Source organism: Pseudomonas sp. Irchel 3H3 (assembly GCF_900187635.1).
In the GTDB taxonomy this organism is placed as follows: Bacteria; Pseudomonadota; Gammaproteobacteria; order Pseudomonadales; family Pseudomonadaceae; genus Aquipseudomonas.
On sequence record NZ_FYEC01000002.1, the window covers coordinates 1 to 22,014 of the forward strand.

Annotated in this window: 18 protein-coding genes and 1 pseudogene; 9 read left to right on the top strand and 10 right to left on the bottom strand. The window is 60.2% G+C overall.

The genetic code is table 11. From position 1 onward, the window contains the following. The 7 genes and pseudogenes from CKW24_RS28605 to ftsK all read right to left on the bottom strand — a co-directional run. Positions 1-103, bottom strand: a pseudogene (locus tag CKW24_RS28605) (helix-turn-helix domain-containing protein); the annotation flags it as partial. 340 nt (positions 104-443) lie between these two features. Then, positions 444-1,838, bottom strand: a complete 1,395-nt coding sequence (gene cysG / locus CKW24_RS03015; RefSeq protein ID WP_095165209.1) for a siroheme synthase CysG — start codon at positions 1,836-1,838, stop codon at positions 444-446. Continuing rightward, a complete protein-coding gene (gene serS, locus CKW24_RS03020; protein WP_095165210.1) occupies positions 1,839-3,119 on the bottom strand; it encodes a serine--tRNA ligase in 1,281 nt (426 codons plus the stop codon). A 16-nt stretch (positions 3,120-3,135) separates the two neighbouring features. Further along, positions 3,136-3,510 carry a fluoride efflux transporter CrcB gene (gene crcB / locus CKW24_RS03025; protein WP_095165211.1) on the bottom strand — a complete coding sequence of 125 codons (375 nt, stop codon included), beginning with the start codon at positions 3,508-3,510 and terminating at the stop codon, positions 3,136-3,138. Beyond that, on the bottom strand, positions 3,510-4,832 hold the full coding sequence (locus CKW24_RS03030) for a replication-associated recombination protein A (protein ID WP_095165212.1): 1,323 nt from the start codon (positions 4,830-4,832) through the stop codon (positions 3,510-3,512). The genes crcB and CKW24_RS03030 overlap by 1 nt, the downstream gene beginning before the upstream one ends. 162 nt (positions 4,833-4,994) lie before the next feature. After that, complete coding sequence (lolA, locus tag CKW24_RS03035) at positions 4,995-5,618, bottom strand: outer membrane lipoprotein chaperone LolA (RefSeq protein ID WP_095165214.1); 624 nt, start codon at positions 5,616-5,618, stop codon at positions 4,995-4,997. A 58-nt stretch (positions 5,619-5,676) separates the two neighbouring features. Beyond that, positions 5,677-8,082 carry a DNA translocase FtsK gene (ftsK, locus tag CKW24_RS03040; protein WP_095165215.1) on the bottom strand — a complete coding sequence of 802 codons (2,406 nt, stop codon included), beginning with the start codon at positions 8,080-8,082 and terminating at the stop codon, positions 5,677-5,679. Positions 8,083-8,389: 307 nt separating this feature from the next. On the opposite strand from ftsK, the gene trxB reads away from it, so the two are divergent. From trxB to infA, 4 genes are all read left to right on the top strand, one after another. Then, a complete protein-coding gene (gene trxB / locus CKW24_RS03045; RefSeq protein ID WP_095165216.1) occupies positions 8,390-9,340 on the top strand; it encodes a thioredoxin-disulfide reductase in 951 nt (316 codons plus the stop codon). A 61-nt stretch (positions 9,341-9,401) separates the two neighbouring features. Further along, positions 9,402-10,112 carry a leucyl/phenylalanyl-tRNA--protein transferase gene (aat, locus tag CKW24_RS03050; protein ID WP_095165217.1) on the top strand — a complete coding sequence of 237 codons (711 nt, stop codon included), beginning with the start codon at positions 9,402-9,404 and terminating at the stop codon, positions 10,110-10,112. Positions 10,113-10,141: 29 nt separating this feature from the next. Further along, a complete protein-coding gene (locus CKW24_RS03055) occupies positions 10,142-10,849 on the top strand; it encodes an arginyltransferase (protein ID WP_095165218.1) in 708 nt (235 codons plus the stop codon). Between the two features lie 111 nt (positions 10,850-10,960). Further along, positions 10,961-11,179 (top strand): translation initiation factor IF-1, encoded by a 219-nt coding sequence (infA, locus tag CKW24_RS03060; RefSeq protein WP_002553999.1) that lies wholly within the window; start codon positions 10,961-10,963, stop codon positions 11,177-11,179. Positions 11,180-12,298: 1,119 nt separating this feature from the next. Here the strand turns inward: infA and clpA are convergent. Next, on the bottom strand, positions 12,299-14,569 hold the full coding sequence (gene clpA, locus CKW24_RS03065; protein WP_095165219.1) for an ATP-dependent Clp protease ATP-binding subunit ClpA: 2,271 nt from the start codon (positions 14,567-14,569) through the stop codon (positions 12,299-12,301). Between the two features lie 29 nt (positions 14,570-14,598). Then, a complete protein-coding gene (gene clpS / locus CKW24_RS03070; RefSeq protein WP_093421263.1) occupies positions 14,599-14,961 on the bottom strand; it encodes an ATP-dependent Clp protease adapter ClpS in 363 nt (120 codons plus the stop codon). A gap of 226 nt (positions 14,962-15,187) precedes the next feature. Between clpS and cspD the strand changes: the two genes are divergently transcribed. Further along, positions 15,188-15,454: a cold shock domain-containing protein CspD gene (gene cspD / locus CKW24_RS03075; RefSeq protein WP_095165220.1), complete on the top strand. Its 267-nt coding sequence runs from the start codon at positions 15,188-15,190 to the stop codon at positions 15,452-15,454. Positions 15,455-15,540: 86 nt separating this feature from the next. Here cspD and icd read toward each other — a convergent pair whose 3' ends face one another. Continuing rightward, positions 15,541-16,797, bottom strand: a complete 1,257-nt coding sequence (gene icd / locus CKW24_RS03080; protein ID WP_007905029.1) for an NADP-dependent isocitrate dehydrogenase — start codon at positions 16,795-16,797, stop codon at positions 15,541-15,543. 491 nt (positions 16,798-17,288) lie between these two features. Between icd and CKW24_RS03090 the strand changes: the two genes are divergently transcribed. The 4 genes from CKW24_RS03090 (at position 17,289) to hflD (ending at position 21,964) form a co-directional block, all read left to right on the top strand. After that, complete coding sequence (locus CKW24_RS03090; RefSeq protein WP_095165222.1) at positions 17,289-19,514, top strand: NADP-dependent isocitrate dehydrogenase; 2,226 nt, start codon at positions 17,289-17,291, stop codon at positions 19,512-19,514. Between the two features lie 199 nt (positions 19,515-19,713). Next, positions 19,714-20,160, top strand: a complete 447-nt coding sequence (locus CKW24_RS03100) for an NUDIX hydrolase (protein ID WP_095165631.1) — start codon at positions 19,714-19,716, stop codon at positions 20,158-20,160. A gap of 59 nt (positions 20,161-20,219) precedes the next feature. Next, positions 20,220-21,344 carry a tRNA 2-thiouridine(34) synthase MnmA gene (gene mnmA / locus CKW24_RS03105; protein ID WP_095165224.1) on the top strand — a complete coding sequence of 375 codons (1,125 nt, stop codon included), beginning with the start codon at positions 20,220-20,222 and terminating at the stop codon, positions 21,342-21,344. Then, entirely contained in the window at positions 21,341-21,964 is a 624-nt protein-coding gene (gene hflD / locus CKW24_RS03110) for a high frequency lysogenization protein HflD (RefSeq protein WP_095165225.1), read from the top strand. Before mnmA ends, hflD begins: the two co-directional genes overlap by 4 nt. Positions 21,965-22,014 lie beyond the last annotated feature (50 nt).

The window sequence follows — 22,014 nt, forward strand, 5'->3', positions numbered from 1 at the left end:
TCTCGTAGTCACTGCACAGCTTGCTGAAGGTGTGTTTGTCCGCCAGATAGGCAGCGATGAACATCACTTTTCGATCCATAGGTTTCAGCTCTCTCCAGGGCATGGTCAGATCCTCGCGAAATCGACCATGCCAGTTAATAACTGTTACCTATGTGCTTGAACTGATTTGTAACCCATGTGGGTGAGTCATACCGGAAAGAGCCTTTTGCTTACTTTTGGGCTCCTCCAAAAGTGAGCCGCTGTAAAAGCGGAACCATAGGAGGCCGTTACCGCAAGAATGGATATGTACTCCGCCTAATCAAACACCCCGCCCGACCCAGAGACCGCTAAAACGTTGTGTAGATAGCTATGCCCATCGCGGGCAAGCCCGCTCCCCCAGGGGATTTGTGTCCAGCACAAGTCATCTGTGGGCGCGGATGCCCGCGATATTGGCAACGCGGACTTCAGACCTGCGCCTGCGCCCCTTCAAACCATGCCAGTTTCTCACGCAGTTGCACCACCTCTCCCACGATCACCAGGGTCGGCGCATGCACTTCATGCTCCGCCACCAGGCGTGGCAGGTCGGCCAGGGTGCCGGTGAAGACTCGCTGGTTAGCGGTAGTGCCCTGCTGGATCAACGCCGCTGGCGTGTCCGCGCCACGGCCGTGCTTGATCAACTGCTCGCAGATGATCGGCAAGCCCACCAGGCCCATGTAGAACACCAGGGTCTGGGCCGGTGCGACCAGGTCGCTCCACGGCAGGTCGCTGGTGCCGTCCTTCAGGTGACCGGTGACAAACCGCACGGATTGCGCGTAATCACGGTGGGTCAAGGGAATCCCGGCGTAGGCTGCGCAACCGCTGGCAGCGGTAATTCCCGGCACCACCTGGAACGGGATGCCCTGGGCCGCCAGCTCTTCGATTTCTTCGCCGCCGCGCCCAAAGATGAACGGATCGCCACCCTTGAGTCGCACCACACGCTTGCCTTGCCGAGCCAGGTCCACCAGTTGCTGGTTGATCTGGTCCTGGGGCACTGCGTGATCGGCGCGACGCTTGCCGACGTAGACACGCTCGGCGTCGCGCCGACAGAGTTCGAGAATCGCTGGCGCCACCAGGCGGTCGTACAGCACCACGTCCGCCTGCTGCATCAGGCGCAGGGCGCGGAAGGTCAACAGGTCCGGATCACCCGGGCCCGCGCCCACCAGATACACCTCGCCGGTAGTCACGCTGGCTTCACCCGCCAGCTTGGCTTGCAGCAAGCGTTCGGCCTCGGCGCCCTGCCCGGCCAGTTGCCGATCGGCGATCGGTCCCTGGAACACGTCTTCCCAGAAGCCACGGCGTTGCTGCACGTCCGGGAACAGGCCTTTGACCTGGTCACGGAAACGCGCCGCCAATCCCGCCAACTGGCCGTAGGTCGACGGAATCCAGGTTTCGATCTTGGCCCGGATCAGCCGCGCCAGCACCGGTGCATCACCGCCGCTGGACACCGCAATGATCAGCGGCGAACGGTCGACAATCGCTGGGAAGATCACGCTGCACAGGGCAGGCGCGTCCACCACATTGACCGGCAGGCAACGCCGGTGGGCATCGGCGGAGACTTGCGCGTTCAAGGTTTCGTCATCGGTAGCGGCAATGATCAGCCCGCAGCCATCCAAGTCCGATTCCTGGTAGCCGCGCACCAGCAGTTCGCCGCCACTGTTTTGCACCAGCTCACGCAGCTGGACTTCGATCTCGGGTGCAACGACCCGCAGCAGCGCACCGGCATCGGCCAGCAGGCGGGATTTGCGCAAGGCAATCTCCCCTCCACCGACCACCAGCACACGGCTACCGCGCAGGTTGTGAAACAGTGGCAGATATTTCATTTAGCCGATGACCTCAAGGCCACCCATGTAGGGTTTCAGCACGTCTGGCACGCGGATCGAACCGTCGGCCTGCTGGTAGTTTTCCAGCACCGCCACCAGGGTCCGACCGACTGCCAGGCCAGAACCGTTCAAGGTGTGCACCAGCTCAGGCTTGCCGGTTTCCGGGTTACGGAAACGCGCTTGCATGCGTCGGGCCTGGAAATCACCGCAGTTGGAGCACGAGGAAATCTCGCGGTATTTGTCCTGGCTCGGAATCCACACTTCCAGGTCGTAAGTCTTGACGGCGCTGAAGCCCATGTCGCCGGTGCACAGCGCCAGGGTGCGGTAAGGCAGTTCCAGCAATTGCAGGACCTTCTCGGCATTGGCTGTGAGGCCTTCGAGGGCTTCCATCGAGGTCGACGGCTCGACGATCTGGACCATTTCAACCTTGTCGAACTGGTGCTGGCGAATCATCCCGCGGGTATCACGACCCGAGGCACCGGCTTCACTGCGAAAGCACGGGGTGTGCGCGACGAACTTGATCGGCAGCAGCTTGGCATCGACGATTTCGCCGGCGACGATGTTGGTCAGCGACACTTCGGCAGTCGGGATCAGGTACAGATCGGCCTCGCCTTCGCGGCTGATCTTGAACAGGTCTTCCTCGAACTTCGGCAGTTGGCCAGTGCCTTGCAGGGCCGGCGCTTGCACCAGATAAGGGGTGTAGGCCTCTTCGTAACCGTGTTCGGTGGTGTGCAGGTTGACCATGAACTGCGCCAGGGCGCGGTGCAGACGGGCAATCGGCCCGCGCAGCAGGGCAAAACGGGCACCGGACAGCTTGGCGGCAGTTTCAAAGTCGAGCCAGCCGAACTTCTCGCCCAGGGCGACGTGGTCCTTGACCTCGAAATCGAAGGTGGCCGGGGTGCCCCAGCGACGCACTTCAACGTTGCCGTCTTCGTCTGCGCCTACCGGCACCGACTCATGCGGCAGGTTCGGCAGGCCCAGCAGGATGGCATCCAGCTCGGTCTGGATCGCGTCCAGCTCGACCTTGCCGGCCCCCAGTTCGTTGGCCATGCGCTCGACGTCGGCCATCAACGGTGCGATGTCTTCGCCGCGCTGTTTGGCCTGACCGATGGATTTGGAACGCGCGTTACGTTCAGCCTGCAGTGCTTCGGTGCGGGTCTGGACGGTCTTGCGCTGTTCTTCCAGCGCTTCGATGCGCGCGACATCCAGCACAAAACCACGGGATGCCAGGCGGTCCGCTACGTCCTGAAGGTTGCTACGTAACAGTTTGGAATCGAGCATGTCGGTCTCTCGTTTATCAAAGTTTGGTCAGGGACAGGCCAGCCCAGGTCGCGAGCAGCCCGCCGAATACGCTGATGGCCGCGTAGCCCAGGGCCAGCGGCACTTGCCCGCTTTCCAGCAAGCGCACCGTATCCAGTGAAAAGGATGAAAAAGTAGTCAGGCCGCCAAGAAAGCCAACCATCAACCCGGCGCGCACCTCCAGGGGTACTTCCGGGCGAGTCAAAAACAGGCCGTACAAAATGCCAATCAGCAGACAGCCCACGATATTAACGGCCAGCGTCGCGCTATAGAAGTGCCGCGGCCAATTGGCGTTGATCCAGTTGCCGGTGGCAAAGCGCAATAACGTGCCGGCCACCCCGCCGACGGAAACCGCAACAATCAGTGCAAGCACTATTTTCTCCGCTGCCTAGGGCTTAAACGGTCGAGTTTGGCCAAGTGATTGAGCTTCTCGCCGATTTTCAACTCCAGGCCACGGGGCACCGGTTGATAGAACGGGATCGGCTCGAGCTCTTCCGGGAAATAGTCTTCCCCGGCGGCATAAGCATCCGGTTCGTCGTGGGCATAGCGGTATTCGTCACCATAGCCCAATTGCTTCATCAGCTTGGTCGGCGCATTGCGCAGGTGCAGAGGCACTTCCAGCGAACCGTGCTCGGCAGCGGCACGCAGGGCAGTCTTGAAGCCCATGTACACCGCGTTGCTTTTCGGTGCGCAAGCCAGGTAGGTGATGGCCTGGGCCACCGCCAGTTCGCCTTCGGGGCTGCCCAGGCGCTCCTGCACTTCCCACGCCGCCAGGCACAGGCTGAGGGCGCGCGGGTCGGCATTGCCGATGTCTTCGCTGGCCATGCGCACCACGCGCCGGGCCAGGTACAGCGGGTCGCACCCGCCGTCGATCATGCGCGCGAACCAATACAGCGCACCGTCGGGGTTGGAGCCACGTACCGATTTGTGCAAAGCGGAAATCTGGTCGTAGAAGGCTTCACCGCCCTTGTCGAAACGACGACGAGTGTCACCGAGCAAGCTTTGCAGGAGATCGGTGCCGATTTCGCTGTTGTCTTCAGCCAGGTCCGAGGCGTTTTCCAGCAGGTTGAGCAGGCGCCGACCATCGCCGTCGGCGGCCGACAGCAGCATCTGGAAGCCTTCGTCGCTGAGGCTCAGGTTGCGCTTGCCCAGGCCCCGCTCTTCGGTCAGCGCGCGCTGCACCAGCTTGCGCAGGGCCGTCTCGTCGAGGCTTTTAAGCACGTACACGCGTGCCCGCGACAGCAAAGCGTTATTGAGTTCGAACGAAGGGTTTTCCGTGGTCGCGCCGATGAAAATCAGCGTGCCGTCCTCGACATAGGGCAGGAACGCATCCTGCTGCGACTTGTTGAAGCGATGCACTTCGTCGACGAACAAGATGGTGCGGCGGCCGTATTGCCCAGCCTGCTGCTTGGCCACTTCCACTGCCTGGCGGATCTCCTTGACCCCGGCCAGCACCGCCGAAACCGTTTCGAAGTGTGCATCCGAAACTTCCGCGAGCAAACGCGCCAGGGTGGTCTTGCCCACACCCGGCGGTCCCCAGAAGATCATCGAATGCAGGGCACCCTGCTCCAGCGCCTCGCGCAGGGGCTTGCCGCGGGCCAGCAGGTGTTCCTGGCCGACGTACTCATCCAGGTTCGCCGCGCGCAAGCGAGCGGCCAGTGGCTGAGCGATCGGGGCACTTCGAAACAGATCCATGACTACGTTTGAAACCTCACTGGGGCCTGACGTCGATGTGTTTGACAACACAATCCCTGTGGGAGCGGGCTCGCCCGCGAAAGCGGCGCATCAGTCACATCAATGCTGGATGTACCGGCGCCATCGCGGGCAAGCCCGCTCCCACAGGCGCTTTGCGGCTGGTTATTCCTGGATCACATCGGCACCCTTGGGGATGTCGAACTTGAACTTGGATGCTGGGATCGGCTCGTTGGCTTTCACGCCGGTGAACAAGATATTGGTGCGCTGGCCGACGCTGTCGATCAGTTGCATGTCGTTGACCAGGCCATTACGGAACGACAGGCGCAGGTTGTCGAACAGGGTGTCCTTGGTTTTCGGCTTGAGGGTGAAATCGATCACGCCGCCGGCTTCCTTGGCACTGATATCAAAACTCTGGCTGATCTTCGACACATCACCGGAGAGCAGCAGCGCCGGGGTCTGGGTCAGGCGCTGGTCGAGGGTCTTGATGGTGACCTGCTCCAGGTCCGGGTCCCACAGGGAGACCTTCTTGCCATCGGAGACCATCAACTGTTCCTGCGGCGCATCGGTGTGCCAGTAGAACAGGCCCGGGCGCTGCAGCGACATCTGGCCGGTGGTTTCCTGCAACTGGGTACCGCTGCCGTCGAGGGTCAGCTGGGAGAAACGCGCACTCAGGGTCTGGGACTTTTCCAGCAGTTGAGTCAGACGCGCCACGTCCTTGTCATCGGCATGGGCCGAGAGGGTGGTGAAAGCCAGTACCGGCAACAGCAACATGCGGATAAGACGCATGGGAGTCCTCATAGAGATTCGTTTGAATGACGCGCCGCGTGAGGTCACGCGGCACTGATCAGTCGCGCACCGGGCCAGGGGCCAGGACTTCACGCGAGCCGTTGGTATTCATGGAGGTCACGACCCCGGCCATTTCCATGGCTTCGATCATGCGCGCCGCGCGGTTGTAGCCGATCTTGAGCTTGCGCTGCACCGCCGAGATGGACGCGCGGCGGCTTTCGAGCACGAACTGCACGGCTTCGTCGTAGAGCGCATCGGTTTCGGCGTCATCGTCACCACCGCCGCCGCCATTTTCAAAGCCGCTGCCGGCTTCTTCGACACCGGCGAGGATGTCGTCGTTGTATTCCGGAGCGCCGCGCAATTTCCAGGCCTCCACCACGCGGTGAACCTCGTCATCGGAAACGAACGCACCGTGCACCCGGATTGGCAGGCTGGTGCCAGGTGGCATGTAGAGCATGTCACCGTGGCCCAGCAGTTGCTCGGCGCCGCCCTGGTCGATGATGGTCCGCGAGTCGATCTTGCTCGACACCTGGAACGCCATGCGCGTCGGGATGTTGGCCTTGATCAGACCGGTGATCACGTCCACCGATGGACGCTGGGTCGCGAGAATCAGGTGGATACCGGCCGCACGGGCTTTCTGCGCGATACGGGCAATGAGTTCTTCAACCTTTTTGCCGACGATCATCATCATGTCGGCGAATTCGTCGACGACCACGACGATGGTCGGCAGCTTGGTCAGCAGCGGCGCTTCGTCGTGAATGCTTTCGCGGTTGTACAGTGGGTCGGTCAACGGCGTGCCGGCTTCTTGCGCCTCGCGCACCTTCTGGTTGAAACCGGACAGGTTACGCACCCCCATCTTGGCCATCAGCTTGTAGCGCCGCTCCATCTCGGCCACGCTCCAGCGCAGGGCGTTGGCGGCGTCCTTCATGTCGGTGACCACCGGGCAGAGCAGGTGCGGAATGCCTTCGTAGATCGACAATTCAAGCATTTTCGGGTCGATCATGATCAGCTTGGCGTCTTCCGGGCCGGACTTGAACAGGATCGACAGGATCATTGCGTTGACCCCCACCGACTTACCGGAACCGGTGGTACCGGCCACCAGCAGGTGCGGCATTTTGGCCAGGTCGGTGATGATCGGCTTGCCGCCGATGTCGTGGCCCAGGGCCAGGGTCACCGGCGACTTGAAGTTGTCGTATTCCGGCGTCGACAGCACTTCGGAGAAGCGCACGATCTGCCGGTCTTCGTTGGGAATCTCGATACCGACCGTGGTCTTGCCCGGGATCACTTCCACCACCCGCACACTGGTCACTGCCAACGAGCGCGCGAGGTCTTTCGCCAGGTTGGAAATACGGCTGACCTTGACCCCCGCCGCCGGCTGGATTTCGTAGCGGGTAATCACCGGACCCGGGTGAATCGAGTCCACCGAGACCTCGACCCCGAACTCCTTGAGTTTGATTTCCAGCAGATGCCCGACCGCCGCCAGCGACTCAGGCGAATAGTTGAGTTGTTTCTTTTCCGCCGGGTCGAGAATAGAGATCGGCGGCAAGGTGCCTTCCACGGCGCTGTCGACGAACAACGGCGCCTGCTTCTCTTTCTCCACGCGCTTGCTTGGGGCGGCGGGTTTCGGTGGCGCCGGGGCGATCACCGGCGGGACCTGTTTCTCGCGTTCGGACATGTGCTTGCTCAGGGCCTGCTCGCGCTCGATCAAGCGTTCCTTGACCTTGGCCTGCTCGCGCTTGTCGGTCACGGTCGGTGCGACGACGTTATGCACCCGATCATCCACTTCACGCAATTGCGCGACCAGTTGCTTGCGCTCGGTACGCGCGGCCCACCAGCGATTGGCGGCACCCTGGAACAGTTCGAACAGATCGAGGGTGATCTTGCCGGTGACGTCCATCACCTTGAACCACGACAGGTCGGTAAACACGGTCAGGCCGAACAGGAACAGCGCAATGAACATCAGGGTGCTGCCCTGGATGTTCAGCGCATTCTTGGCCAACTCGCCCAGGCTTTCGCCCAGCGCACCACCGGCGCCGGCCGGCAAGCCGGTGGGGGCATGGAAATGGATGTGGGCCAGGGCTGCGCCCGACAACACCAGGAACACCAGGCCAATCAGGCGCCAGGAGAACAGCCAGCCGCTCCACTCCCACGGATCGTGGCGCTGGCGGAAGATCTGATAGGTCTTGATCGCCAGCAACAGCGGGAAAATATAGGCGAAATACCCCAGCACCATGAACAGGATGTCGGCGCTGTAGGAGCCCGCCGGGCCGCCGAAGTTCTGCACGTCATCGATCTTGCTGTTGTGGCTCCAGCCCGGATCGTCCTTGCCATAGGTCAGCAAGGCCATCATCAGGAACAGGCACAAGGCCCCGATGGCGATCAACGCACCTTCCTTGAGTCGGTAGTGCAGGTGTTGACGCCAAAGCGGAACGACTGGTTTAGGTGCTGCGGTGGATTTCTTCAAAACGCTACTTTTCCTGCGCCAGGGGCGCGTCCATCTGTTGAATGACTATAAAAAACTGCCCAATCCAGGCAGGTAAAAAAGTGTAGAGGCGCAACTGGGACTACTTTTAACACTGCGCTTGGGTTTTTATAAACACGGCACGCTGTGCTTTTTTCCGTAAAGCATTGTTACAGCCTTGCATTGTACGGGTTTGTACGGCCGATGCCATGCTTCAAGTCCATGGCTACAGCATAGCCAGAAGTCTCTGGCACGCGATTCAATTTGAGCATGCATTGTCTTTTGTGACAAAGGCTTATGAGGTGTTTTTATGAGCGATGCGAAGCATTCACGCCTGATCATTCTGGGTTCCGGTCCTGCCGGTTACAGCGCTGCCGTTTATGCCGCCCGCGCCAACCTCAAACCCGTGGTCATCACCGGCATGCAGGCTGGTGGCCAGCTCACCACTACGGTCGAAGTCGACAACTGGCCCGGCGACGTCGAAGGCCTGACCGGCCCGGCACTCATGGAACGCATGCAAAAACACGCCGAGCGTTTTGACACACAGATCGTCTACGACCACATCCATACCGCCAAGTTGCAGCAACGCCCGTTCCAGCTGATTGGCGACAGCGCCACCTACACCTGCGATGCCTTGATCATCGCCACTGGCGCCTCGGCGCAGTACCTGGGACTGCCGTCAGAAGAAGCCTTTGCCGGCAAGGGGGTCTCGGCCTGCGCGACCTGCGACGGGTTCTTCTATCGCAACCAAGTGGTCGCCGTCGTGGGTGGCGGCAATACGGCAGTAGAAGAGGCTTTGTATCTGTCCAACATTGCCCGGGAAGTGCACCTGATTCACCGTCGCGACAAGTTACGTTCGGAAAAAATCCTCCAGGACAAATTGTTCGAAAAAGCCGCCAACGGCAATATCCGCCTGCACTGGAACCAGAACCTGGACGAAGTCCTCGGCGATGCCAGCGGCGTGACCGGCGCCCGCCTGCGGGACAGCCTGAGCGGGCAAACCCGTGAGCTGCCCCTGGCCGGGGTCTTCATTGCTATTGGCCACAAACCCAATACCGAGCTGTTCCAGGGCCAGTTACCGATGCATGATGGCTACTTGCGGATCCAGGGCGGCAGTGAGGGCAATGCCACCGCCACCGCGATTGCCGGGGTGTTTGCCGCAGGCGACGTAGCCGACCATGTGTACCGCCAGGCGGTGACTTCTGCCGGCGCGGGTTGCATGGCGGCGCTGGACGCTGAAAAATACCTCGACGACAACTGACCCGGATGATGAGCGGCAGCCCGGCGCTGCCGCTGCCCTCCCCTACTGCAAGCTGGATACCATGCTGACCTGGTTACAACGCGACTCCCTGAACTTCCCACCGCTGGAAAAAGCCCTGCGCGAGCCCAACGGCTTGCTCGCCGCCGGTGGCGACCTGTCTGCCGATCGCCTGGTCCAAGCCTATCGCCACGGCTGCTTCCCCTGGTTTTCCGAAGGCCAGCCAATTCTGTGGTGGTCTCCCGATCCGCGCACGGTGTTGTTTCCCGACGAACTGCATATCTCGCGCAGCCTCGGCAAACTGCTGCGCCAGCAACGCTACCGGGTGACGTTCGACCAGGACTTCGCCGCCGTGATCAGCGCCTGCGCAGCGCCCCGGGACTATGCTGACGGCACCTGGATCACCGACGCCATGCAGGACGCCTACCGAGAGCTACATGCCCGTGGCCACGCCCACAGCGTGGAAGTCTGGGACCAGGACGTGCTGGTGGGCGGCCTGTACGGCCTAGCCATGGGCCAGTTGTTTTTCGGCGAGTCGATGTTCAGCCGCGCCGACAACGCCTCCAAGGTTGGCTTTGCCAGCCTGGTGCAGCACCTTCGGGAGGCCGGTTTTGTCCTCATCGACTGCCAGATGCCCACCGACCACCTGCACAGCCTGGGCGCGCGCTCGATTGCGCGCCGGGAGTTCGCCGATTATCTGGCCCGCCACCTCGATCAGCCCAACCGCGCCACATGGGTTTATCAGGCGACTTTGACGCCTGTGGCTTACACTTAATTGAACGGCTTACCCCCGAGGGTTGATCCATGACCGAGTTGGCGCGTCTCAAGTTTTATGCCACTCAGCCCCATTCTTGCAGCTATCTGCCAGAGGAGCAGGCGACCACGCTGTTCCTCGACCCTAGCCAGCCCATGGATGTGCATGTCTACGCAGACCTGTCGGAAATGGGTTTTCGGCGCAGCGGCGATCACCTGTACCGGCCCCATTGCCAGAACTGCAATGCGTGCGTGCCTGCCCGTATCCCCGTGGCGCAATTTACCCCCAACCGGCAGCAGAAACGCATTTTCAAGCGCAACGCCGACTTGCAGGTACGCCCAGCCAAACCGGGGTTCAGCGAAGAATATTTCGACCTTTACCAGCGCTACATCGAACAACGGCACGCCGATGGCGACATGTATCCGCCCAGTCGCGATCAGTTTTCCACCTTCCTGGTGCGCGACCTGCCCTTTTCCCGATTCTACGAGTTCCGCCTGGAAGGCCGGCTGCTGGCCATCGCCGTGACCGACCTGCTGCCCAATGGTTTATCCGCGGTCTACACCTTCTACGAGCCCGCAGAAGAGCGCCGCAGCCTGGGACGCTACGCGATCCTCTGGCAAATCGGCGAGGCCAGCCGCCTGGGGCTGGATGCGGTGTACCTGGGGTACTGGATCAAGAACTGCAAAAAAATGAACTACAAGACCCAATATCGCCCCATAGAGCTGCTGATTAACCAGCGCTGGGTGGTTCTGAACTAGGGTCAACCCTAAAGCCCTTGGCTTAAACCCCATTTTTCGGGCACAATGCACGCCGCTTTTGCCTGGCGCAGTTGCACCGGGCCATTCATTGGACACCGAGGGCTTTACTGCATGTCGAAAGAAGACAGCTTCGAAATGGAAGGCACTGTCGTCGACACCCTGCCCAACACCATGTTTCGTGTGGAGTTGGAAAATGGGCACGTCGTAACCGCGCATATTTCCGGCAAGATGCGCAAGAACTACATTCGTATTCTTACCGGTGACAAAGTGCGCGTCGAGCTGACGCCCTATGACTTGAGCAAAGGGCGCATCACTTACCGCGCTCGCTAATCAAGTCAATACAAAACGCCCGGTTTATGCCGGGCGTTTTTGTTTGTCTGTTGTTTGCGTAGATTGAGTGCATATCCGTTTCTACGGTTACGGCTGCCGGCGGGTTCGCTTTTGCGGGCTGGGTTGCGTATATATCCGTTTCTGCGGTTACGGCTGCCGGCGGTTGCGCTTTTGCGGGCTGGGTTGCGTATATATCCGTTTCTGCGGTTACGGCTGCTGGCGGTTGCGCTTTTGCGGGCTGGGTTGCGTGTATATCCGTTTCTGCGGTTACGGCCGCCGGCGGTTTCGCTCTTACAGCGACTCACTTTTCCAAACGCCGAAAAGTAAGCAAAAGGCTTCGCCCCGGCGTACGGCACTTCGCTAAGGCTCAGTGTTCCCTCGCTACGGCGTCCATCAGGGGGCATCGCCTACGGTTTGCTTCGCTGCACCTCCTCTCGATGTGTGCGGCTTCGCCGCACGGCGCTACGCGCCTATCCCCCTGATGGACACCTTCGCTCGGCCTGCCGAAGGGGCGAAAGATCAAGAGCCAAAGCAAAGCAAAGCAAAGCAAAGCAAAGCAAAGCAAAGCAAAGCAAAGCAAAGCAAAGCAAAGCAAACGCCAATGCCAATGCCAATGCCAATGCCAACGGTGTGGCGCGGATCGCCATCGCGAGCAAGGGGGATTTGTACGCAGGGCAAACAGGCCGGCCGGTAGGCCGCCTCGTTCGCTCTTACCACTCAGGCCGACTGTCAGGTCGCCGTGCTCTTGCTTTTGATCTTGATCCACCTGCCCCTTCGGCAGGCTGAGCGAAGGTGTCCATCAGGGGGGGGAGGCGCGTAGCGCCGTGCGGCGAAGCCGCACACATCGAGAGGAGGTGCAGCGAAGCAAACCGTAGGCGATGCCCCCTGATGGGCACCGTAGCGAAGGCACCCCGAGCCTTAGCGAGGGGCCGAACGCTGGGGCAAGACTTTTTGGGTACTTTTGTGTCGTTTGACAAAAGTGCCTCGCCGTAAGGGCGAAACCCTAAGCCGCCGTTACCGCAGCAACGGATATGCCCCCAAACCCCCAAACCCCAAGCAGCAAACCCCACACAGCAAAAAGGCGCCTCCCGGCGCCTTCTGCTCTAACACAACCAACCGTCAGGCCATTTCCGCCGTGGTCTCGAAATCGAAGGTCAGCTCCCCGTCCTTGATATCGATATGCACCACGCCACCATGATCGGCCAACTCGCCAAACAGGATCTCCTCCGCCAGCGGACGCTTGATCTTGTCCTGGATCAAACGGGCCATTGGACGAGCGCCCATTGCCGAATCGTAGCCACCCGCCGCCAGCCAGCTGCGTGCGGCATCGGTCACTTCCAGCTGCACGCGCTTGTCTTCCAACTGCGCTTGAAGCTCGGTAAGGAACTTGTCCACCACACTTTTGATGACCTCATGACTGAGGCGACCAAACTGGATAATGGTGTCCAGACGGTTACGGAACTCCGGCGTGAAGCTCTTCTTGATCACTTCCATCGCATCGGACGAGTGGTCCTGATGGGTGAAGCCGATCGACGCACGGGCCGCAGTTTCGGCGCCGGCGTTGGTCGTCATGATCACGATCACGTTGCGGAAGTCCGCCTTGCGCCCGTTGTTATCGGTGAGCGTACCGTGGTCCATGACCTGCAGCAGCAGGTTGAAGACTTCCGGATGCGCCTTCTCGATCTCATCGAGCAACAACACGCAATGCGGCTGCTTGGTGATGGCTTCGGTCAACAGACCGCCCTGGTCGAACCCGACGTAACCCGGCGGCGCACCGATCAGACGCGATACGGTGTGACGCTCCATGTACTCGGACATGTCGAACCGCACCAGCTCGATCCCCAGCGCCTTCGCCAGTTGGCGAGCCGCCTCGGTCTTGCCGACACCGGTCGGACCGGCGAACAGGAATGAGCCCACTGGCTTGTCCGGCGACTTGAGACCGGCACGGGACAGTTTGATCGCAGTCGACAGCGAGTCGATCGCGGCATCCTGGCCAAATACCGTCAGCTTGAGGTCACGCTCAAGGTTGCGCAGCAGCTCCTTGTCGGAACTGGTGACATGCTTAGGCGGAATCCGCGCGATTTTCGCCACGATGTCCTCGACCTGAGGCACCTCGATGCGTTTCACGCGTTTCTCGACCGGCTGCAGACGCTGGTAGGCGCCCGCCTCGTCGATCACGTCGATGGCCTTGTCCGGCATGTGCCGGTCGTTGATGTAGCGCGAGGCCAGTTCGGCAGCGGCGCGCAAGGCCTCATCACTGTATTCGATGTTGTGGTGCGCTTCGAAACGACCCTTGAGGCCGCGCAGGATGCCAATGGTGTCTTCCACCGAAGGCTCCGACACATCGACCTTCTGGAAACGTCGTGCCAGGGCGCGGTCTTTTTCGAAGATCCCGCGAAATTCCTGGAACGTGGTCGAACCGATGCAGCGGATATCACCCGACGACAGCAGCGGCTTGAGCAGGTTCGAAGCGTCCATGACGCCACCAGAGGCGGCACCCGCACCAATGATGGTGTGGATTTCGTCGATGAACAGAATGGCCTGCGGACGTTTTTTCAGCTCATTGAGCAGCGCCTTGAAGCGCTTCTCGAAATCGCCACGGTACTTGGTACCTGCCAGCAGCGCACCGAGATCCAGGGAGTAGACCACGGCATTGGCCAACAGATCAGGCACCTGGTTGTCGACAATGCGCTTGGCCAGGCCTTCGGCAATCGCGGTTTTACCCACGCCTGCCTCGCCCACCAGCAACGGGTTGTTCTTGCGCCGGCGCGCGAGAATCTGCGCCACTCGCTCAACTTCCATTTCACGCCCGACCAGCGGGTCGATACGACCCTGGCGGGCCAGTTCGTTGAGGTTGCTGGCATAAGCGTCCAGCGGATTGCTTGAAGAAGAAGATTCACCACCTTCCTCGTCCTGCATATCTTGCTCACCTTCAGAGTGATCGCCATGCCCCGGCACTTTGGAAATGCCGTGGGCGATGTAGTTGACGACATCAATGCGGGCAACGCTCTGCTGTTTCAGCAGGAACACCGCCTGACTCTCTTGCTCACTGAAGATCGCGACCAGCACGTTGGCGCCGGTCACTTCACGCTTGCCCGAGCTCTGCACATGGAAGACAGCACGTTGCAGTACACGCTGGAAGCCCAGGGTTGGCTGGGTTTCACGATCCTCGTCATGGACGGGAATCAAAGGCGTGGTGGAGTCGATGAACTCCTGCAGGTCGTGCTTGAGTTTGTCGAGGTTTGCGCCGCAGGCACGCAAAACGGTGGCGGCTGCCTCATTATCCAATAGTGCCAACAGGAGGTGTTCGACAGTCATGAACTCATGACGTTTCGAACGCGCCTCCTTGAAGGCGAGATTGAGGGTGACTTCGAGCTCGCGGTTTAACATAGCTTCACCTCATACCCAAGTGGTCGGCGTTAACCGTCCTTCTCGATTTCACAGAGTAGCGGATGCTGGCTTTCCCTGGCGTACTGGTTGACCTGCATGGCCTTGGTCTCGGCGATGTCACGGGTAAACAATCCGCATACTGCCCGTCCTTCTGTATGGACGGCCAGCATTACCTTGGTCGCCAGCTCACGATTCAGGTTAAAAAACACCTCGAGCACTTCGACGACGAAATCCATCGGTGTGTAGTCATCATTGAACAAAACCACCTTGTACATCGGCGGCGCCTGTAAAGCAGGCTTTGCCTCCTGTACAGCAATGCCTGCGGAATCGTCGTCGTGTGAATCCGGGCGATCCTGATTGAATGTTAGTCGAATCTGGCTGATTGCATGCATGGAAAGAAAGGTTCGTCTGTTGAGCTGAATACAGTGGTGGGGGCGGTCCCAGAGCTTTTCAACTCTGACTGTCCGGTCGCCTTGACTATCGGCAAATCAGTGTTACAACCAATAGAGCCCACAGTGGGTAAAAAAGGTCCGTGCCGTCAAACCCTATTTGCAGGATTTGAGCAGGATCAACTGGATGATACTCCAGTGATGGAGTCTGTTGCAGAGGGAGTTGGGTATGTCAGGCGTCAAGATCAATGGCAAGGTCAAGTGGTTCAACAATGCCAAGGGTTACGGTTTCATCAATGAAGACGGCAAAACGGACGATCTGTTCGCCCACTACTCGGCGATCCAGATGGAGGGATACAAAACCTTGAAGGCCGGCCAGGCGGTGGTCTTCGAGATCATCCAGGGCCCCAAGGGCCTGCACGCCGTGAACATCGGTGCCGCCATTGACGCCAGCGCAATCAACACAACCCCGCAAGAACACTCCGTTACCGCCTGAGACCCTCACTGACCGCAGGCTTTGCATAAAAAAACCGGCCGACTCAATCACTTGAGCCGGCCGGTTTTTGTTTAATGCCGCTCAGCTCACATGTGCGAGATCAGGGCATCGCCAAACGCCGAAGAAGACAGCAGCTTGGCGCCTTCCATCAGGCGTTCGAAGTCATAGGTCACGGTCTTGGCCGAGATAGCGCCATTGGTGCCCTTGATGATCAGGTCGGCCGCTTCGGTCCAGCCCATGTGGCGCAGCATCATTTCCGCGGACAGGATCAGCGAGCCCGGGTTGACCTGGTCCTTGCCGGCGTACTTCGGCGCAGTGCCGTGGGTGGCTTCGAACATCGCCACGGTGTCGGACAGGTTGGCACCTGGCGCGATACCGATACCGCCGACTTCAGCCGCCAGGGCGTCGGACAGGTAGTCGCCGTTCAGATTCAGGGTCGCGATCACGTCGTATTCTGCCGGGCGCAGCAGGATCTGCTGGAGCATGGCATCGGCGATAGCATCCTTGACGATGACGTTCTTGCCGGTTTTCGGGTTCTTGAACTGCATCCACGGACCGCCGTCGAGCAGGGTCGCGCCGAACTCTTCGGCCGCCACTTCGTAGGCCCATTCCTTGAAGGCACCTTCGGTGAACTTCATGATGTTGCCTTTGTGGACGATGGTCAGCGAGTCGCGATCATTGTCGACCACATATTGCAGGGCTTTGCGCGCCAGACGCTTGGTGCCTTCCAGGGAAACCGGCTTGACGCCGATGCCGCAGTTTTCGTCGAAACGGATCTTGGTGACACCCATTTCCTCTTTCAGGAACTTGATGACCTTGGTCGCTTCCGGCGAGCCGGCTTTCCACTCGATACCGGCATAGATGTCTTCCGAGTTCTCACGGAAGATGGTCATGTCGACGTCGCCTGGCTTCTTCACCGGGCTTGGTACACCTTCGAACCAGCGCACCGGGCGCAGGCAGACGTAAAGGTCGAGTTGCTGACGCAGGGCCACGTTCAACGAACGGATACCGCCACCGACCGGGGTGGTCAGCGGGCCCTTGATGGAAACCACGTAATCCTTGACTGCGTCCAGGGTTTCCTGAGGCAGCCAGGTGTCCTGATCGTAAACCTGAGTCGCTTTTTCCCCGGCATACACTTCCATCCAGGAAATCTTGCGTTCGCCGCCGTAAGCCTTCTTAACAGCAGCATCGACAACCTTGATCATGACCGGGCTGATATCAACACCAATACCATCACCTTCAATGAAAGGGATGATCGGGTTGTTAGGAACATTGAGAGAATGGTCTGCATTGACGGTGATTTTGTCGCCGACTGCTGGAACCTGAATCTTCTTGTATCCCATGCTGAACTCCGTTGTGTGGATTGAACATCTGGCTGCGTTCGAGCGTACCCCAGTTGAATCTGCACGGGAACCTCATGTTCCACTCATCTGCCGCCAAGCTAACCAGTTCGCGGCCTACAAGCCTGAAAGCAAAGGGGAAACTGCCAAACTCAAGCACATGGAGCGACTCTACGCCGCAGCACCGGGTGCGACCTTTAGACCAATGGACGAGACCGGAGGTGTATGAACCATCGGCGTTTTGCCAGCTACCTATGTATAATGCCGCCGCTGACCACAGAGTCACGACGGCCGAGCCCTCTACTACAAGAGTTTCGGCCCGAAAAGCCGGGTTGTTACCGCAACCCGAGCGCTTGACGCTCGACTGATGCACCCAACATCACCGCGACGAAATCTCGACATTCGGCTCATGGATGACTTTGAACGAACGCGCTTACCCGGCGCCCCTCGAATTTCCGCGCACGCTTTTAGCAAAGAAGAGAGTTAATCCGAATATGCCCACCCGCTCGAAGATCATCTACACCTTCACCGACGAAGCTCCCGCCCTCGCCACCTATTCCCTGCTCCCGATCGTAGAAGCCTTTACCGCTTCCGCCGATATTGCCGTGGAAACCCGCGATATCTCCCTTGCAGGGCGCATCCTGGCAAGCTTCCCCGAGCAACTGGGTGACAAAGCCGTAGCCGACCACCTCGCCGAACTGGGCGCCCTGGCCGTTACGCCTGAAGCCAACATCATCAAGCTGCCGAACATCAGTGCTTCGGTACCGCAACTGCAGGCCGCGATCAAAGAGTTGCAAGCCCAGGGCTATGCACTGCCGGACTACCCGGAAACCGTGACCAGCGATGCCGACAAAGACGCCAAGGCTCGTTACGACAAGATCAAGGGCAGCGCGGTAAACCCGGTTCTGCGTGAAGGCAACTCCGACCGTCGCGCACCGCTGTCGGTCAAGAACTACGCACGCAAGCACCCGCACAAAATGGGCGCATGGGCCAAGGACTCCAAGTCCCACATTGCGCACATGAGCACCGGCGATTTCTACGGCAGCGAAAAGGCCGCCCTGATCGACGCCGCTGACGCCGTGAAAATCGAACTGATCGCCCAGGACGGCACCGCCACCGTCCTGAAGGCCAAGACCACCGTGCAAGCCGGTGAGATCCTCGATTGCGCAGTCATGAGCAAAAACGCCCTGCGCAGCTTCATCGCCGCCGAGATCGAAGACGCCAAGGCCAAGGGTGTACTGCTGTCGGTCCACCTCAAAGCCACCATGATGAAGGTCTCCGACCCAATCATGTTCGGCCAGATCGTTGCCGAGTTCTATAAAGACGCCCTGGCCAAGCACGCAGACGTGCTGGCCCAGATCGGCTTTAACCTGAACAACGGTATCGGCGACCTGTACGCTCGCATCAAGGCCCTGCCGGCCGACCAGCAAGCGCAGATCGAAGCTGACATCCAGGCGGTCTACGCCGCTCGCCCTTCCCTGGCGATGGTCAACTCCGACAAAGGCATCACCAACCTGCACGTGCCAAGCGACGTGATCGTCGACGCATCGATGCCGGCCATGATCCGTGACTCCGGCAAAATGTGGGGCACCGACGGCCAACTGCACGACACCAAGGCCGTGATCCCGGATCGCTGCTACGCCACCATCTACCAGGCCGTGATCGAAGACTGCAAGGTCAATGGCGCCTTCGACCCAACCACCATGGGCAGCGTGCCAAACGTTGGCCTGATGGCGAAAAAAGCCGAAGAATACGGTTCCCACGACAAGACCTTCCAAATCAAGGCTGACGGTGTGGTTCGTGTTTCCGACAGCGCTGGCCGCACCCTGCTGGAGCAACCGGTTGAGGCCGGCGACATCTTCCGCATGTGCCAGACCAAGGACGCGCCGATCCAGGATTGGGTCAAACTGGCCGTCAACCGCGCTCGCGCCAGCGCCACCCCAGCGATTTTCTGGCTGGACCCAATGCGCGCCCACGACGGCGTGGTGATCGAGAAGGTCCAGGCTTACCTGAAAGACCACGACACCGCCGGCCTGGATATCCAGATCATGGCACCGGTCGACGCCATGAAGTTCACCCTGCAGCGCACCCGCGAAGGCAAGGACACCATCTCGGTGACCGGCAACGTGTTGCGCGACTACCTGACTGACCTGTTCCCGATCATGGAACTGGGCACCAGCGCCAAGATGCTGTCGATCGTGCCGCTGATGAACGGTGGCGGCCTGTTCGAAACCGGCGCTGGCGGTTCGGCACCCAAGCACGTGCAACAACTGCTGGAAGAAAACTTCCTGCGTTGGGATTCGCTGGGCGAGTTCCTGGCCCTGGCCGCCTCCCTGGAACACCTGGGCGTGACCTACAACAACCCTAAAGCGTTGGTGTTGGCCAAGACCCTGGACCAGGCTACTGGCCAGTTCCTCGACAACAACAAGTCGCCATCGCGCAAAGTCGGCAACATCGACAACCGCGGCAGCCACTTCTACCTGGCGCTGTACTGGGCACAAGCCCTGGCCGCCCAGAGCGAAGACACTGCACTGCAGGCGCAGTTCAGCCAACTGGCCAGCACCCTGACCGAGAACGAGGCAACCATCGTTGCCGAGCTCAACGCCGTCCAGGGCAAGCCAGTGGACATCGGCGGTTACTACCACGCCAATGCCGAGCTGATCAGCCAGGCCATGCGCCCGAGCAACACCTTCAACGCGGCGATTGCTGCGCTGGTGTAAGGTTGTAAGGGAACACCACAAACCCCGGCCATGTGCCGGGGTTTGTGTTTATGACTTTTATTGATCGACACAGGCCCCTGTGGGAGCTGGCTTGCCAGCGATGGCGGCTTATCATTCAACATTGATGATGACTGCCCCGTTGCTATCGCTGGCAAGCCAGCTCCCACAGGGTTTCATTGCTCACGACCGAGGACACTTCATGGACTGGAAACCCCACATCACCGTCGCCACCATCGTCGAGGACAACGGCCGCTTTCTGATGGTTGAAGAGCACAAGGCTGGTCGCAACGTACTCAACCAGCCCGCCGGCCATCTGGATCCGGATGAGACCTTGACCGAAGCCGCCGTGCGCGAAACCCTCGAAGAGACCGGCTGGGACGTTGAACCGACCGGCGTGGTCGGTATTTACCTGTACACCGCCCCCAGCAACGGCGTGACTTACCAACGGGTCTGCTTCATCGCCAAAGCGATCAAACACCACCCCGATTACCCACTGGACGACGGTATCGTCGGCGCCAAGTGGCTGACCCGGGACGAGTTGCTGGCCCAGCGCGACAACTGGCGCAGCGAGCTGATCATCCGTTGCATCGAAGATTATCTGCAGGGAAATTGCTTTAGTCTCGAACTGATCCGTCCTTCTCTTTAGCCTTGCGGGCGCCAGCCTGTTAGAATCGCGTCCTTTTTCAAGACACTCATTAAATTCCCATGCGTGATCCAGCCCCTTCTGACACCCAATCGAAGCGCGTCATTGTCGGCATGTCCGGCGGCGTGGACTCTTCCGTTTCCGCCCTACTGCTGATCGAGCAGGGTTACCAGGTGGAAGGCCTGTTCATGAAGAACTGGGAAGAGGACGACGGTACGGACTACTGCACCGCCATGGATGACCTGGCCGACGCCCAGGCCGTGTGCGACAAGATCGGCATCAAGCTGCACACCGCCAACTTCGCCGCCGAGTACTGGGACAACGTGTTCGAGCACTTCCTGGCCGAATACAAGGCCGGACGTACGCCAAACCCGGACATCCTGTGCAACCGTGAAATCAAGTTCAAGGCGTTCCTCGATTACGCCATGATGCTCGGCGCCGACCTGATCGCCACCGGTCACTACGTGCGCCGCCGCGACATTGATGGCCGCACCGAACTGCTCAAGGGCCTGGACCCGAACAAGGACCAGAGCTATTTCCTGCACGCAGTCGGCGGTGAACAGATCGCCAAGACCCTGTTTCCGGTCGGCGAACTGGAAAAGCCGGAAGTCCGCGCGATTGCCGAGAAACACGACCTGGCCACGGCCAAGAAGAAAGACTCGACCGGCATCTGCTTTATCGGTGAGCGTCGTTTCAGCGACTTCCTCAAGCAATACCTGCCGGCCCAGCCAGGCGAAATCAAGACCACCGAAGGTGAAGTGATCGGTCGCCACCATGGCCTGATGTACCACACCATCGGCCAACGCCAGGGCCTGGGCATCGGCGGCTTGAAAGACGCCGGCGACGAGCCCTGGTACGTGCTGGTCAAGGACCTGGAGCACAACGAGCTGATCGTGGGCCAGGGCAACAACCACCCATGGCTGTTCTCCGGCGCCCTGCTCGCCTCCGAGATCTACTGGGTCAACCCGGTCGACCTGAGCCAGCCGCGCCGCCTGACCGCCAAGGTCCGCTATCGCCAGGGCGACCAGCTCTGCACCCTGGAACAAACGGCGACCGGCTATCGCGCCACCTTCGATGAACCGCAACGCGCGGTCACGCCCGGCCAGTCCGTGGTGTTCTACGACGGTGAGATCTGCCTCGGTGGCGGTGTCATCGAAGTCGCAGAGCCCTGGAGCAGCAAGGCATGAGCCCCACTCAGGAGCAATTGACCGCGCTGGGCGGTGTCTTCCTGGCCGCTGTGCTGGTGGACAAGATCGCCAAGACCGGCCAGGTCAGCGAAGCCGGCCTGACCTGCATGCTCGGCAGCCTGCTGATCCGCGACCCCAAGGACACCCTGGAAGTCTACGGCGGCGACGACCTCAACCTGCGCGAAGGCTATCGCGCGTTGATTGGCGCCCTGGAGCGCGACCCCAGCACCCTGCAGCGCGAACCACTGCGCTACGCCCTGTCGATGCTCGGTCTTGAGCGGCAACTGGCCAAGCGCGAAGACATGCTCGCGGAAATCGGCAAACGCCTACCCCAGATCCAGTCCCAGGTTGAACACTTCGGCCCGGCGCACGAGAACGTGATTGCCGCCTGTGGCGCCCTGTACCAGGACACCCTGAGCACCTTGCGCCAGCGCATCCAGGTACACGGCGACATGCGCAACCTGCAGCAACCCAGCAATGCCTCGAAAATCCGCGCCCTGTTGCTGGCCGGCATCCGCTCGGCACGCCTGTGGCGGCAACTGGGTGGGCACCGCTGGCAGTTGGTGATCAGCCGTCGCAAATTGCTCAAAGAACTTTACCCATTGATGCGCAACGAATAAGTCGCATCAAGGGTCATGTACACCGTGTTAGGCGTAATACGCTGGTCAGT